General features: G+C 35.6%; 13 protein-coding genes and 1 pseudogene. 11 read left to right on the top strand and 3 right to left on the bottom strand.

Going from position 1 to position 14,482, the window contains the following annotated elements:
* A complete protein-coding gene (locus J3U66_RS07375) occupies positions 1-780 on the top strand; it encodes a Cof-type HAD-IIB family hydrolase (RefSeq protein WP_267333986.1) in 780 nt (259 codons plus the stop codon).
* A 608-nt stretch (positions 781-1,388) separates the two neighbouring features.
* On the opposite strand, the gene J3U66_RS07370 is transcribed toward J3U66_RS07375, so the two are convergent.
* The 3 genes from J3U66_RS07370 to tusB form a co-directional block, all read right to left on the bottom strand.
* A complete protein-coding gene (locus tag J3U66_RS07370; RefSeq protein ID WP_267348575.1) occupies positions 1,389-2,495 on the bottom strand; it encodes an anhydro-N-acetylmuramic acid kinase in 1,107 nt (368 codons plus the stop codon).
* A gap of 4 nt (positions 2,496-2,499) precedes the next feature.
* Complete coding sequence (locus tag J3U66_RS07365; protein WP_267348574.1) at positions 2,500-3,063, bottom strand: Sua5/YciO/YrdC/YwlC family protein; 564 nt, start codon at positions 3,061-3,063, stop codon at positions 2,500-2,502.
* Positions 3,064-3,194: 131 nt separating this feature from the next.
* Positions 3,195-3,476, bottom strand: a complete 282-nt coding sequence (tusB, locus tag J3U66_RS07360) for a sulfurtransferase complex subunit TusB (protein ID WP_267344509.1) — start codon at positions 3,474-3,476, stop codon at positions 3,195-3,197.
* A gap of 130 nt (positions 3,477-3,606) precedes the next feature.
* Between tusB and tsaE the strand changes: the two genes are divergently transcribed.
* From tsaE to purT, 10 genes and pseudogenes are all read left to right on the top strand, one after another.
* Positions 3,607-4,080 carry a tRNA (adenosine(37)-N6)-threonylcarbamoyltransferase complex ATPase subunit type 1 TsaE gene (gene tsaE, locus J3U66_RS07355; protein WP_267333982.1) on the top strand — a complete coding sequence of 158 codons (474 nt, stop codon included), beginning with the start codon at positions 3,607-3,609 and terminating at the stop codon, positions 4,078-4,080.
* A 60-nt stretch (positions 4,081-4,140) separates the two neighbouring features.
* Positions 4,141-4,845 (top strand): annotated as a pseudogene (locus tag J3U66_RS07350) (N-acetylmuramoyl-L-alanine amidase); the annotation flags it as partial.
* A 20-nt stretch (positions 4,846-4,865) separates the two neighbouring features.
* Entirely contained in the window at positions 4,866-6,701 is a 1,836-nt protein-coding gene (gene mutL, locus J3U66_RS07345; RefSeq protein ID WP_267348572.1) for a DNA mismatch repair endonuclease MutL, read from the top strand.
* A 2-nt stretch (positions 6,702-6,703) separates the two neighbouring features.
* Positions 6,704-7,615, top strand: coding sequence for a tRNA (adenosine(37)-N6)-dimethylallyltransferase MiaA (gene miaA, locus J3U66_RS07340; RefSeq protein WP_267333979.1), 912 nt, complete (start codon positions 6,704-6,706; stop codon positions 7,613-7,615).
* 301 nt (positions 7,616-7,916) lie between these two features.
* Positions 7,917-8,162 carry an RNA chaperone Hfq gene (gene hfq / locus J3U66_RS07335; RefSeq protein WP_065633726.1) on the top strand — a complete coding sequence of 82 codons (246 nt, stop codon included), beginning with the start codon at positions 7,917-7,919 and terminating at the stop codon, positions 8,160-8,162.
* 21 nt (positions 8,163-8,183) lie between these two features.
* A complete protein-coding gene (hflX, locus tag J3U66_RS07330) occupies positions 8,184-9,479 on the top strand; it encodes a ribosome rescue GTPase HflX (protein ID WP_267333978.1) in 1,296 nt (431 codons plus the stop codon).
* Between the two features lie 23 nt (positions 9,480-9,502).
* The gene (gene hflK / locus J3U66_RS07325) at positions 9,503-10,717 is read left to right on the top strand and encodes an FtsH protease activity modulator HflK (protein ID WP_267348570.1); all 1,215 of its coding nucleotides are present in this window, start codon (positions 9,503-9,505) and stop codon (positions 10,715-10,717) included.
* A 14-nt stretch (positions 10,718-10,731) separates the two neighbouring features.
* Positions 10,732-11,694 carry a protease modulator HflC gene (gene hflC, locus J3U66_RS07320; RefSeq protein WP_416379602.1) on the top strand — a complete coding sequence of 321 codons (963 nt, stop codon included), beginning with the start codon at positions 10,732-10,734 and terminating at the stop codon, positions 11,692-11,694.
* Between the two features lie 18 nt (positions 11,695-11,712).
* Entirely contained in the window at positions 11,713-13,011 is a 1,299-nt protein-coding gene (locus tag J3U66_RS07315) for an adenylosuccinate synthase (RefSeq protein WP_267333975.1), read from the top strand.
* An 84-nt stretch (positions 13,012-13,095) separates the two neighbouring features.
* Positions 13,096-14,277, top strand: coding sequence for a formate-dependent phosphoribosylglycinamide formyltransferase (purT, locus tag J3U66_RS07310; protein ID WP_267348568.1), 1,182 nt, complete (start codon positions 13,096-13,098; stop codon positions 14,275-14,277).
* Positions 14,278-14,482 lie beyond the last annotated feature (205 nt).

Raw genomic sequence — 14,482 nt, 5'->3', positions numbered from 1 at the left:
ATGAGTAAAAAGCCTGAAGCTATCGTTTTTTTTGATTTAGACGGAACACTATTTAATAGTCAAATTGAAGTTTTACCCAGTTCTTATCAAGCTATAAATAAGCTTAAACAAAATAATATTATTCCCATGTTGGCGACGGGACGAACGCCTTGTGAAGTCGTTGACTTGATGCATAAAACACAAATCGATTCAATTGTTGGAATGAATGGTCAAGTGGTACTTTATCAAGGTGAAACGGTCTTTACAAATAATATTGATAAAGATGTGATAGCTAGAATTTATCAATTTTCCAAACAACAAATGGATATACCTCTCTCTTTTTATAATTATGAAATTATGCGTGTTTCGCAAGATAGTCAACCTGCTAAGGTATTTTATCATTATTTAAAACAACCCGTTCCTCCCGTTGATGATCAGATCTATTTAAATCAACCTATTCAAATGTTATTGCTGTTATGTGAATCAGGCGAAGAACATTATCGTGATCTATTTCCTGAATTGACCTTTATTCGTAATACCCCCTATTGTGTTGATGTTTTTAATCACGGTGGTTCTAAAGGAAATGGCATAACTCAGTTATTACAGCGAAAAGGGTTCACCGACGTACCAACTTATGCATTTGGTGATGGAATGAATGATTTCGAGATGTTCTTAACGGTTGATCATCCAATCGCCATGGCTAATGCCGTTGATGGGCTAAAAGCACATGCTGAATTTATCACTGATGATAATAATAATGATGGAATCGCTAAAGCTTTACAGAAATTTGGTTTGATTTAATTTTATTAAAAATAAAAATAAAAATAATTTAATTTATCTATAATGATATTTAGATCAATATCTTTTTACTAAAGCAGTTATTATAATCATAACTAGCGGGTTATTTTACTCGTGCTCTCATTTTTGGTGTTGTGTCTTGTTTAATCTATCTGATTTTATGAATTACTTGAGTGTGAATTGATTTGTCTAGTTTTATGCAGTAAGTAAACAAGAAACTTAATGATGCTATCTCACTTATAGGGTTAAGAAAAGTATGACTTGTTTGGTTAATGATTAAAGTAACAAAAATTTAGTCAATAGCATTGAATTTAGCCAATACACACCTAAAACTATAATCAGTAAAGATGCTTTTTTCGCTAAGCTTGACGAGGTTAAACGCCTAATGGGAAAGATGATGAAGAGTCAGCGTTTGGGTTTAGGTGTTTTGTTGTATCTATTTATGATCGTTTAAGTAACATTCTTGCCGCGTTAAGTTTATTAACGTCTATTTTTAGGTGTAATACGGCTGAAGATGGGGTTAAATTAATTATCAAAATTAACCAATATGCCGCAAAAATTTCTGAGTTGATTGGTTATAATAAACAGGCAAAATCATCTGATTAATTCTTTTATTGGTATAAAACGCCTAAGCATACTGCTTGGCTTGCTCCTGTCACTTCAGGAATGTTGGATGGAATATGATTGATTCGACAATAAGCAAGCCATGCAAATGCAATTGCTTCCATATCATCACCGTTTATTCCTTTGTCATTTGTGGTTAATACTGCCCAGTTAGGTAATAATGTCGATAATCTTTGCATAATCAGTGGGTTTTTAGCACCACCACCACATACCAATAATTCGCAAGGTAAATTGTTACTGATGGGTAATTTTTCAATTTCATGTTTAATAGATACTGCAGTTAATGCCACTAAGGTTGCTTGAACATCTTGTGCCTTTAAATTCATGCCTGTCAGTTTTTTATGTAACCACGGTAAGTTAAATAATTCGCGCCCAGTGCTTTTAGGTGCAGGTAATTTGAAATATGCTTCATCAAGTAACTTATTTAATAAGTTTTGTTGAATGTGACCTGTTTTTGCCCACATCGCATCTTTATCATAGCTTTGATTAAGATTTTCATTTATCCAGCCATCAAGTAATACATTACCCGGCCCCGTGTCGTATCCAATGACTGTTTGATTAGGAATTAAGACAGAAATATTACTAATGCCGCCAATATTTAATATGACTCGATTGATGTGTGGATCTTGTAGTACTGCTTTATGAAAAGCAGGTACTAGTGGAGCACCTTGTCCACCATAAGCCATGTCTTTACGGCGAAAATCGGCAATGGTGATAATGCCAGTTTTAGCGGCAATAATATTGGCATCACCAATTTGCATGGTAAAAGGATTATTACCTGTTGGTTGATGGTAAATTGTTTGCCCATGACAGCCAATCGCTTTAATTTGATTTTTATTGATATGATTGTTTTGTAAAAATTGATTGATACTATTAGCAAATAATAGTCCAAGTTGATGATCAAGCTGACCTAAATCTTGTAATGTTGTTTGGTTTGTGTCGCATAGTGTTAGTAATTGTTGTTTAATTGAATTTGGCATCGGATAACAATCACTGATAATGGATGTGACTTTTCCTGCTTTGATATCAACTAGCGCGATATCAATTCCATCCATACTTGTTCCCGACATTACGCCAATATATAAATTTTGCATAACACTATCCTTGCCTAATAATTTGTCCTGTTTTGATATCTCTAATTTCAGAGGGCTGTGAGCGTTGCCCTGTTTCACCTTGTAAAATAGGCAATGTGTCACCAAATTGTTTAGTTACTTCAATTACGGTTCGACAAGGTTCATGACCAGAAAGATTGGCACTGGTTGAGACTAATGGTTTTCCAAATAGATCGCAAAGTTGGCAAACTAAGGGATGATTTGTTACTCTTACCGCAATTGAATTATATTGCCCCGTTAAAAAATAAGGCGTGGTTTTATTTTTGGGCATAAGCCAAGTAATAGGACCTGGCCAACTGGCAATTGCTTTTTGTTGTTGCTCTATTGTTAACGCTGCTTCATCTATATAAGGGATAAGTTGTTTAAAATGGCTAGCAATTAAAATCAACCCTTTATCAATTGATCGTTGCTTTAGTTGTAATAGTGTCATTACTGCCGATTGGCAATCAGGATCACAACCTAATCCAAAAACAGCTTCGGTTGGATAGGCAATGACATCCCCTTTTTTTAATCGAGCACTTGCTTGTGATAAAGTTAATAAATTGGTCATTAATATCAGCTATTCATTAAAACACAGTTGAATTTATATTAAACTGCAAGATTTAGATTTGCAAATGTGCCAATTTTGTTTTGATATGTGGTTATTTAAGAATAATGAATTCTTTTAATGATATTAAAAGATTATTCCCAATTTATTTGTGGATAATACTTAGCAGTCAATTCAACTACTTGTTGCATAGTGATGATTTCAAGCCTTACATCGATGAATTGACTAATGCCACGAGCAATAATATCGTTGTCAAGTACATAACAATGCGTGGTTTTTTGTAAAATATCATTCAGTAAGGGATTATTTTGACAAGCAATCATAACGCCATTTTGCCAAAAAAGTACGGCATCTTGCGTAGATATGAGTGTTGTATCAATATTTACTGAGTGATGAGTTGAAATTGTATGTAACATTTTTCCACTTTTTACTAAAATATCTATTTTACTTTGAATTTTTAAGAAAAAAGCAAGTTAACCTTGCTTGGTACATCTTTAATGGTTATTAGTATATAATAAGGATCATTTATTGAGCAAAGAATTCGTTATGAAACCGATTATTTTAGCTAACGAGCAAGAAACAATTTTATTGGGTAAACAGCTTGCTGAGCAATGTTTAAATTATTTATCTAATCACAATAGTGCGATAGTTATCTACTTAATTGGCGATCTTGGTGCGGGTAAAACAACGTTTAGTCGAGGATTTTTACAACAACTTGGTCATAAAGGTAATGTTAAAAGTCCTACTTATACTTTAGTTGAACCTTATCATTTTAACGATTTTTCAGTTTATCATTTTGATTTATATCGATTAGCTGATCCTGAAGAATTAGAGTTTATGGGCATACGCGAATATTTCTCTTCTCGATCAATTTGTTTAATTGAGTGGCCAAAGCAAGCACAAGGCATATTACCCATTGCCGATATTGAAATCCATTTGTCTTATTTAGCGCTTGAACGCAGTGTTTGTTTACAAGCAAATACCAAAATAGGTCAGTCAATTATTAATTTATTACATTAACAATTAGCGAAAATACTGATGAAAAAATTAATGGCTTTTTTTATGCTTTTGCTACTTTGTAGCTCAGCTAATGCCGCTAAAGTGATTATAGCTGTTGATGCTGGGCATGGCGGTAAAGATTCTGGTGCAATAGGTAAACATAATCTTTATGAAAAAACAGTGACTTTTTCTATTGCTAAAAAGCTTACCAATTTATTAAATAATGATCCTAATTTTAAAGGGGTTTTAACACGCAGTAGTGATAATTTTATTTCGGTATCGCAGCGTTCAGATATCGCGCGTAAAAACAAAGCTAATTTACTTGTGTCAATTCATGCTGATGCAGCGCCAAATCGAAGTGCTTCTGGCGCATCCGTTTGGGTATTGTCAACTAAACGTGCGGATACTGAACTGGGGCGTTGGCTAGAACAAGATGAAAAACAGTCTCAGCTATTAGGCGGAGCTGGTGATGCGCTTAGTGATGACCATAATCGTCATTTAAGCCAGGCGGTATTAGATCTACAATTTTCCTATTCTCAGCGTGTAGGATATGAATTAGCAACACAAGTTATTAAAGAGATGAGTGGATCAATCAAACTGCATAAACGTAAACCTGAACATGCTAGTTTAGGTGTATTACGGTCTCCGGATATCCCTTCTATTTTGGTTGAGGTTGGCTTTATATCTAATGAAACAGAGGAAAGTTTACTTGCTAGTAATACTCACCAAGATAAGATTGCAAGAGCAATTTATCAGGGTATAAAAAATTATGTAAAACAAAATCCTAAATTTGGAGAACGGCACTAATGGCAATACATATTCTATCACCACAATTGGCCAATCAAATTGCCGCTGGTGAGGTGGTAGAAAGGCCGGCATCTGTTATTAAAGAATTAGTCGAAAATAGTCTTGATGCAGGTAGTACGCAAATTGATATTGATCTCGAACAAGGTGGTTGTAAGTTAATCCGTGTTCGTGATAATGGTTTTGGTATTGCTAAAGAGGAATTAGCATTAGCTTTAGCCCGTCATGCCACCAGTAAAATTAGTACGCTAGATGATTTAGATTCAATTATTAGCCTTGGATTTCGTGGTGAGGCGCTGGCGAGTATCAGTTCTGTATCACGATTGACGTTAACTTCCCGCACCGCCCAGCAATCCGAAGCTTGGCAAGTCTATGCTGAAGGTCGCGATATGAAACCGGTTATTAAACCTGCGGCTCATCCCGTGGGATCAACGGTTGAAGTCTTGGATTTATTTTATAATACACCCGCGCGTCGTCGTTTTTTGAAAACCGATAAAACCGAATTTATGCATATTGAAGAGTTTGTTCGTAGAATTGCTTTAGCGCGTCCTGATGTCTCTTTTAATTTGCAACATAATGGTAAACTGGTTAAACAATATCGATCATCCTCGCTTGAAAAAAGGGTCGAATTAGTTTGTGGTCGAGAGTTTATGCAAAAAGCAGTTAAACTCGATTGGCAGCATGATGATTTACTTATTCAAGGATGGGTCGCTAGTAATGATGTTAGTGATCTGCAATATTTTTATGTTAATGGTCGTGTTATTAAAGATAAATTACTTAATCATGCTTTGCGTCAGGCTTATATTAGTCAAACTCATGAGCAGCAAAGTTATGTTGTCTTTTTACAACTTGATCCAAAACAGGTTGATGTTAATGTACATCCTGCTAAACATGAAGTTCGTTTTCATGAAGCACGTTTAGTTCATGATTTTGTTTATCAAGCTATTATGATGGCATTGGAATCCCATTTGTCTATTACGACTCAAGCGCCAGTCATTACCCCTAATCGCCAAGCTGCGGGGGGGAATATTTTTAATCAATTGGCTCAACCTAAAAATTATCAAGCTAACAGTCAACCAACAAAAAAATCGGGTAATTTTGCTAGAGAAAATACACTATATGGTCAATTAATTGATGTTGCTAAATCGGTTGAAACTAAACCGGAGCCAGCAAGATTATCTCACCAAGAAGATCAAATGACTGAGGGGCAAAAAGCGGTGATTGATGCGTTGTTTCCACAGCGAAGTACATCTTTACATTCCTTACAACAGCAGCTTGATAGTTCATCATTAGTACAATTTGGTCGCGTGTTAACGGTTATTCAACCAGATATAGCATTGCTTGAAAAGTTTGAAGATAATCAGCAAAAATTTATGTTGATGAAATTGCCTGTTGCTCAACAAAAATTTTCGGCAATTAAATTATTATCTCAAGATTCTGAAAAATTATTGATTCCATTGACCATTTTAATCAATCATAAAGAACAACAAGCATTAACCAATTATCAACCTCAACTTAATTTTTTAGGGTTTGATTTTTATATCGATAAAGCAAAACTACATTTACAAACCGTACCTAAAATGCTTAGAACGATGAATTGGCAGCAAATATTACCTGCTTTATTGGCATTGATTTCATCGTCAAAGGAAGATGCATTAGATCCGACCAAAATTGCAGATTGGCTAGCGAGTCAATGTGATAATACTCAAGCAGTAAGTTGGAGTGTGACCAAAGTGATCCAATTACTTGCACAGCTAGAGCAAATTGATAGCAATTTATTGCAACTAGAAACATTTTTACATCCTATTGATCTTCAATCTTTTATAAAATCCATGTAACTATGAATAAAGCAAAAGTTATTTCATTAATGGGGCCAACGGCTTCAGGTAAAACCGCATTTGCAATGGCCCTTTATGAACGTTATCCAATTGATATTATAAGTGTCGATTCAGCGCTGATTTATCGCGATATGGATATTGGTACGGCCAAACCAACGAAACAAGAGCAGTTAAACTACCCACATAAATTAATTGATATATGTGATCCAGCAGAAAGTTACTCTGCCGCCAATTTTAGGCATGATGCTCTAATTGAAATTGAAAAAACGCTAAAAAAAGGGCGAATTCCATTGTTAGTTGGTGGAACAATGTTGTACTTTAAAGCGTTGCTTGAAGGGTTATCACCTTTACCTGTAGCTAACAGTGAAATTCGGCAACAAATAGAAGAAAAGGCCAATAAATTTGGTTGGCAAGTGATTCATGAAGAATTAAAAAAAGTTGATCCTGTTTCTGCTCAAAGAATTCATCCAAACGATCCACAGCGTCTTAATCGTGCTTTAGAAGTGTATTTAATTTCGGGTAAGAGTTTAACCGAACTTACCCAAGAAAGTGGTGAAGCATTACCTTACGATGTGATGCAGTTTGCCATTATGCCTTCAGATCGCGCGCAGTTACATCAGCGTATTGAACAACGTTTTTTACAGATGCTCGATCAAGGATTTGAAAACGAAGTGAAAGCGCTAAAATTACGACCTGACTTGCATTTAAATTTACCTTCGATGCGTTGTGTTGGCTATCGGCAAATGTGGGAGTATTTAGAGGGTCAAAGTAGTTATGATGAAATGGTGTTTAAAGGTATTTGTGCAACACGTCAATTAGCAAAAAGGCAAATTACTTGGCTACGTGGTTGGAAACAACCTGTTACATGGTTAAATCCTGATAATATGGATAAGGTTTTCGATCAGCTTTTTTAGGTTTGAAAATATTTTTTACTTTTTATTACTTTACTTTTTACCTCGAAATTGTTTTTTCAAAATGTAAAAAAGTTTTAGGTTAACATAATATTTTAGTATTTTTTTTTGTTTGATTAGTGTAAATTTATTAAAATTTTAGTTATTTGTGCATAAATTATTGTTGACCAGTTCAAGAGCTGAGTTTTTTATGTTATTTTGGTAAATAGACATAAGTACTTTATGTTTTAGTTAAATTAAATATTTTTAAAAAGTACGATTATATTATCTTCATATTATTATTTTCATCTTAAAGGATAAACTCATGTCAAAAGGGCAGTCATTACAAGATCCTTATTTAAATTTGCTTCGTCGCGAGCATATTCCTGTATCCATTTATTTAGTTAACGGTATTAAATTACAAGGGCAAATTGAGTCATTTGATCAGTTTGTTATTTTATTAAAAAATACTGTAAGCCAAATGGTATATAAACATGCCATCTCAACAGTTGTACCATCAAGATCTATCTCTGGATTGGTGACTCAACCTGAAGAGGAAAGCGAAAGCTGATTAATTCAGTGGAGAATCTGATTGTTTGAGCGATATAAAGGCGGGGAATCTGCCTTATTAGTCCATGTATTCTTCCCTCAAGAAAGCGATATCGAGGATCTGAAAGAGTTTGAAGTACTTGTTTCTTCTGCTCAAATTGAGATTCTCGATATTGTGACAACCTCAAGAAAAGCACCACAAGCTAAATATTTTATTGGTGAAGGGAAAGCCCTTGAAATTGCCGAAAAAGTTAAAGCGCTTGACGCATCAGTTATCTTAGTTAATCACACCTTAACTCCTACCCAAGAACGAAACCTAGAAAAATTATGTGAATGCCGTGTCGTTGATCGAACTGGGCTTATTTTAGATATTTTTGCACAACGTGCTAGAACTCATGAAGGTAAGTTACAAGTAGAATTAGCGCAGTTGCAGTATTTATCAACGCGTTTAGTTCGAGGCTGGACACACTTAGAACGACAAAAAGGTGGAATTGGTTTAAGAGGGCCGGGCGAAACTCAGTTAGAAACCGATAGACGTTTAATTCGTCATCGTATTCAATTGATATTATCTAGGCTTGCTAAAGTTGAAAAACAGCGCAATCAAAATCGACAATCAAGAAATAAAGCCGATCTACCTACTGTCTCGTTAGTTGGTTATACTAATGCTGGTAAATCAACACTATTTAATTCATTAACGCATGCCGATGTTTATGCTGCCGATCAATTGTTTGCAACGCTTGATCCGACTTTAAGACGCATTAATGTTGAAGATGTTGGCGAAGTCGTATTAGCCGATACAGTCGGATTTATTCGTCATTTACCTCATGACCTTATTGCTGCTTTTAAAGCAACATTACTCGAAACCCAAGAGGCCGCACTTTTATTACATGTGATTGATGCATCCGATCCAAACCTATTAGATAATATACATGCTGTAGAAGAGGTTTTATTAGAAATAGATGCCCATGATATTCCAACATTGATGGTAATGAATAAAATAGATTTAATGGAAGGTAAACAGCCTTGTATTGATCGTGACGAAAATGGTATGCCTATTCGTGTTTGGATTTCTGCTCAAAATGGTTTAGGATTAGATCTACTATTTACTGCATTAAAAGAAAGACTTGCTAGACAGATCCAAATTTGTCAATTAAGCTTACCTGTTCATTTAGTCAGGCTAAGAAGCCGTTTTTATCAGCTAAATGCAGTAGAACATGAAATTATAAATGAAGATGGTAGCTTTCAACTTGATGTGAGAATGCCGTCAATTGAATGGAATCGCCTCTGTAAACAAGAGCCAGATCTGTTATACTTAATTAATACGCAAAATAACAACTAATTGTTAAATGGAGCATATAAAATATGGCGTGGAATCAGCCCGGAAATAACGGACAAGATAACGATCCATGGGGAAATAATAATAAAAAACCTTCTAATTCATCCGGTGGTTTTTTAGATAAAATTAAAGACCTATTAAAAAAAGGTAATTCAAGCAATAATAATGGGGGTTCATCAAAAATTAAATTATCGATGAATAGCTCAAAAATTGTTATTGCAGTCATTGTTGTGCTTATTCTGATTTGGGGAATAAGTGGTTTTTATACTATCAACCAAAGTCAACGAGGTGTGATTACCCGTTTTGGACAGGTTCAACCAGAAATTATTCAACCAGGTTTGAATTGGAAACCTACCTTAATCGACAAAGTTTATGTCGTTGATACCCAAGGAACACGAAATTTTAATGTGCAAGGGTTCATTGTTACAACAGGTGAAAATTTAGTTTTTGTTGAAATGAATGTTCAGTATCGTATCAGCAATCCATTAAAATATTTATTTAATGTAACCAATGTTGAGGATAGTCTTCGTCAAGCTGCTGATAGTGCTTTAAGAACAGCGGTTGGAAGTTCTAATATCGATGCGATTATTTCCGATGGACGAGCCGCGCTTGAAAGCAGTACTAAAGATGAATTAGTTAATGTAATTACGCATTACGATATGGGGATTAACATTGTTGATTTGAACTTCCAAGTTGCTCGACCACCAGATGAAGTGCAAGATGCTTACGATGATGCTATTCGTGCTCAAGGTGATAGCGAACGTGAAATTAAACAAGCTGAAGCAGATAAAGTTCAGTTAGTGCAACAAGCAGAAGGTAAATCTGCAAGAATTTTAGCTGATGCTGATGCGTATAAAGTTCGTGTAGAACTTGAAGCGGCTGGTGATGTTGCACGTTTTGAAAAAATATTACCTCAATATAAGGCTGCCCCTCAAATCACTAAAGAGCGTTTATATATTGAAACAATGGAAAAAATATTAAGTAAAACTAATAAAGTTGTTGTGAATGATAAAAGTGGTAATTTAATGGTGTTACCGTTGGAGCAGTTATTAAAAAATAACAGCGAAAAAATGGCTACACCAACTACGTTGCCAAATCAAAACAGTGATTACAATTTTAATATGCCAAGCTCTTCTGATGCGATAAAAAGTGCACCTCAACCAACTAAAGAGTCACAAAATGGTGCTACAACCCGTAATAATAGTTCTACCAGCAATACGACGCGGACTATGGGACGATAAGGAGAAAAATGAATATGCGTAAATTATTGATTCCTATAGTTTTGATTTTAATCGGTGTGTTTTTTTCAAGTGTTTATGTTATTGAGGAAGGCACCCGTGGTGTTGTTTTAAGATTTAATAAAATAATTGGATTATCCGAACCTGGTTTACATTTTAAAATTCCAGGTATTGATAGTGTTAAAGTTATTGATGCTAAAATACAAACCACCAATAGTTCTAATAACAGTAAAGAACAACGTTTTTTCAATGTTCAAAAGAAAGAGTTGATAGTTGACTATTTTGTTCAATGGAAAATTGTTGACTTCAATCGCTATTATGAAACAGTTGCCGGTGGCAATAATGTTGAAGATTTACTACTTGCTCGTCTTAATGGTCGTTTAAGAGCGGAAATTGGTAAACTGAGTAATAAGGACATTATTAATGACTCGAATGCGGATACTAAATCGCGTAATTCTTTAATGATTCGAGTAAAAGATGCTTTAAATGGTACACATCAAGATTCTGTTGATAACGCACCAATAGATAAATTAGTTGCAGATACAGAAAAAGATCCCGAAAGTAGTAAAACGAGTCTACGCGCTTTTGGTGTTGAAGTCGTTGATGTACGTATTAAACAGATTAATTTCCCTGCTGAAGTTTCAGGTTCTATCTATGCCAGAATGCGAGCAGAACGAGAAGTCATTGCCCGCGATAAACGTTTTGAAGGCGTAAGAAAAGCGGAAGAAACTAGAGCGGCAGCGACACTTGAGGCAACAAAAATATTATCTGAAGCTGAACGACAATCACGAATTATTCGTGGTGAAGGTGATGCTAATGCAGCTAAACTTTATGCTGATGCCTTTGGTAAAGATATGGAATTTTTTAGCTTCATTCGAAGTTTAAAAGCTTATGAACAAAGTTTTATTGGTAATGACGTTATGGTTATTAGCCCAGATAGTGAATTTTTCCAATACATGAAACTAAAATCGAATAAATAACAGAATGAGTAATAGTCTATGAGTAATAATGTTGTTGTGCTAGGTACGCAATGGGGTGATGAAGGCAAAGGTAAAGTTGTTGATTTACTCACAGAAAAAGCAAAATATGTTGTTCGTTATCAAGGTGGGCATAATGCTGGCCATACGTTAGTGATCAATGGCGAAAAAACAGTATTACATCTTATCCCATCAGGTATTCTTCGTCATGATGTTATAAGTATCATTGCGAATGGTGTAGTACTTTGCCCTGATGCGCTAATGAAAGAGATGAAAGCGTTAGAAGATAAAGGTATTCCCGTTAAAGACAGATTACTGATATCTGAATCTTGCCCTTTAATTCTACCTTACCATATTGCATTAGACCAAGCCCGTGAAAAAGCACGTGGTAGTAAAGCGATAGGCACCACAGGTCGAGGTATTGGCCCTGCATATGAAGATAAAGTCGCTCGTCGTGGACTTCGAGTTGGTGATTTACGTGATCGCCAAGCTTTTGCTGAAAAACTAAAAGAAGTAATGGAATATCATAACTTCCAATTAGTCAATTACTACAAAGCTCAAGCGGTTGATTATCAAAAAGTCCTTGATGACACATTAGCGATTGCAGATATTTTAGTGGCTATGATTGCAGATATTCCGACGCTATTAGAAGACGCTCGGAAGAAAGGCGAAAGAATCATGTTTGAAGGTGCACAAGGTACATTACTTGATATTGATCATGGTACTTATCCTTTTGTTACCTCTTCAAATACTACTGCTGGCGGCGTAGCGACAGGATCAGGTTTTGGTCCACGTTATGTTGGCTATGTGCTAGGTATTGTTAAGGCTTACTCTACTCGTGTCGGTGCAGGACCATTTCCAACAGAACTCTTTGATGATGTGGGTGAATATCTTTGCAAACAAGGTAATGAATTTGGTGCAACAACGGGTCGCCGTCGTCGTACTGGATGGCTAGATGCGGTTGCTGTTCGTAAAGCCGTACAACTAAATTCAGTTTCTGGTTTTTGTTTAACTAAACTTGATGTGTTAGACGGCCTTAAAGAAGTTAAAATCTGTGTTGGTTATCAATTACCTAATGGTGATGTGATTAACAATGCACCGGCTGCTGCTGAAGATTGGAGTTTAGTCAAACCTGTATATGAGTCTATGCCAGGATGGAGCGAATCAACGTTTGGTATTAAAAGTTATGATGCGTTACCACAAGCAGCAAAAAATTATATTAAACGGATAGAAGAGTTAACTGAAACCCCAATTGATATTATTTCAACAGGTCCAGATCGTAGTGAAACCATGATTCTACGTGATCCTTATCAAGCATAATAATTAGAAAATCGGGATATTATTCCCGATTTTTTATTTTTAGGATATTAAAATTAAAAGTAGTTAACTGAGTATGAGGACATTATGGCTACAATAGGAACGCCGTTATCACCCACTTCAACTAAAGTTATGCTTTGTGGTGCAGGTGAATTAGCGAAAGAAGTCGTGATAGAGCTACAACGGTTTGGTTGTGAAGTTATTGCTGTTGATCGCTACGCTAATGCACCAGCAATGCAAGTTGCACATCGTTATCATGTAATCAATATGTTAGATGGTCAAGCTTTAAGAAAAGTTATCGAAGCTGAAAAACCTGATTATATCGTTCCAGAAATAGAAGCAATTGCAACTGACACTTTAGTCGAATTAGAGCAGCAAGGCTTTACAGTTATTCCTACAGCAAAAGCAACACAACTAACGATGAATCGAGAAGGTATTCGTCGGCTAGCCGCTGAAGAACTAAAACTACCAACTTCACCTTACCGATTTGCTATAAATGAACATGAATTTAAAAAAGCGGTTGAAGAGATAGGTTTTCCTTGTTTTGTTAAACCCGTTATGAGTTCTTCAGGAAAAGGACAATCACTGATACGTAATCATCAGGACATTGAATTAGCATGGACATATGCACAAGCAGGTGGGCGAGCTGGTGGGGGTAAGGTTATTATCGAAGGTTTGGTGGATTTTGATTATGAAATTACTTTATTAACTGTTCGACATATTCATGGTGTTTCATTTTGTCAACCAATTGGTCATCGTCAAGAAAAAGGTGATTATCGAGAATCTTGGCAACCTCAAGCGATGTCTGATAATGCACTAAAGTTAGCAAAGGAAATTGCAACTAAAGTAACTGATGCATTAGGCGGACGCGGTTTATTTGGTGTCGAATTATTTATTAAAGGTGATCAGGTTTGGTTTAGTGAAGTTTCACCACGTCCACATGATACCGGTATGGTGACGTTAATATCACAAAATCTTTCTGAATTTGCGCTGCATGCTCGCGCAATACTTGGTTTACCTATTCCTGTTATTGAACAATATGGCCCGAGTGCATCTGCTGTTTTATTAGTAGAAGGAGATTCTAAACAAGTTACCTTTGTTAATTTAGATAAAGCATTAAGTCAGCCACAAACAGATTTACGTTTATTTGGTAAGCCAGAAGTAAAAGCAACGCGCAGAATGGGTGTTGCGCTTGCTAGAGCACTAACGGTTGAGGAAGCGATTAGTAAAGCGAAGAATGCAGTAAAACAAATCACGATAAGCTTATAAAGTTACGTTTAGCTTAAAAAGCAATCACTCGATAAGAAAAATTTGAAATTTATAAAATTGGGGGTTGACGTAGGCAAATGAAGTGAGTAACATACGCAACCCTTGAGACAGCAAACTGATACAACAAAATGTTTAGTTAAATTTAACGCTGTCAGCTCTTTAAAAAGAAGAAACAGACAATCTGTGTGGGCACTTGCGAGACGAA

It is taken from the genome of Gilliamella sp. B2969 (assembly GCF_026536195.1).
GTDB lineage: Bacteria > Pseudomonadota > Gammaproteobacteria > Enterobacterales > Orbaceae > Gilliamella.
This window is presented reverse-complemented; position numbering and strand designations above follow the sequence as displayed.

Excerpts from the sequence above, each read along its gene's own strand:
- J3U66_RS07365 (WP_267348574.1), bottom strand. The coding sequence starts at position 3,063 with ATGACCAATTTATTAACTTTATCACAAGCAAGTGCTCGATTAAAAAAA.
- miaA (WP_267333979.1), top strand. The coding sequence starts at position 6,704 with ATGAATAAAGCAAAAGTTATTTCATTAATGGGGCCAACGGCTTCAGGT.
- purT (WP_267348568.1), top strand. The coding sequence starts at position 13,096 with ATGGCTACAATAGGAACGCCGTTATCACCCACTTCAACTAAAGTTATG.
- J3U66_RS07370 (WP_267348575.1), bottom strand. The coding sequence starts at position 2,495 with ATGCAAAATTTATATATTGGCGTAATGTCGGGAACAAGTATGGATGGA.
- mutL (WP_267348572.1), top strand. The coding sequence starts at position 4,866 with ATGGCAATACATATTCTATCACCACAATTGGCCAATCAAATTGCCGCT.
- tusB (WP_267344509.1), bottom strand. The coding sequence starts at position 3,476 with ATGTTACATACAATTTCAACTCATCACTCAGTAAATATTGATACAACA.
- hflK (WP_267348570.1), top strand. The coding sequence starts at position 9,503 with ATGGCGTGGAATCAGCCCGGAAATAACGGACAAGATAACGATCCATGG.
- hfq (WP_065633726.1), top strand. The coding sequence starts at position 7,917 with ATGTCAAAAGGGCAGTCATTACAAGATCCTTATTTAAATTTGCTTCGT.
- hflC (WP_416379602.1), top strand. The coding sequence starts at position 10,732 with ATGCGTAAATTATTGATTCCTATAGTTTTGATTTTAATCGGTGTGTTT.
- J3U66_RS07375 (WP_267333986.1), top strand. The coding sequence starts at position 1 with ATGAGTAAAAAGCCTGAAGCTATCGTTTTTTTTGATTTAGACGGAACA.
- tsaE (WP_267333982.1), top strand. The coding sequence starts at position 3,607 with ATGAAACCGATTATTTTAGCTAACGAGCAAGAAACAATTTTATTGGGT.
- J3U66_RS07315 (WP_267333975.1), top strand. The coding sequence starts at position 11,713 with ATGAGTAATAATGTTGTTGTGCTAGGTACGCAATGGGGTGATGAAGGC.